The organism is Pseudonocardia sp. D17, from assembly GCF_036984265.1.
GTDB lineage: Bacteria > Actinomycetota > Actinomycetes > Mycobacteriales > Pseudonocardiaceae > Pseudonocardia > Pseudonocardia benzenivorans.
This window is the reverse complement of record NZ_BPRG01000184.1, coordinates 1-245: the sequence shown is the minus strand read 5'-3', so window position 1 is coordinate 245 and position 245 is coordinate 1. Positions and strand designations below refer to the sequence as shown.

Here is a 245-nt window from a genome sequence, read left to right as displayed (position 1 = left end):
GATCCGCAAGGTCATCTGCTCCACCAACGCCATCGAGTCGCTCAACGCCCGCTACCGGCGCGCGGTCAAGGCCCGCGGTCACTTCCCGACCGAGCAGGCCGCGCTGAAGTGCCTCTACCTGGTCACCCGCTCGCTCGACCCGACCGGGAAAGGGCGGGCGAGGTGGGCGATGCGGTGGAAACCGGCGCTGAACGCCTTCGCGATCACCTTCGCCGGCCGTATCGTCCCCAGCAACGGAAACTAGC

1 protein-coding gene is annotated in these 245 nt (G+C 68.2%); it reads left to right on the top strand.

Features of this window, described 5'->3' with window-relative positions; all coding sequences use genetic code 11:
- Positions 1-244: transposase (locus PSD17_RS25950; protein WP_339124967.1), on the top strand; the 244-nt coding region annotated here is incomplete at its 5' end.
- Between the last annotated feature and the right edge of the window lies 1 nt (position 245).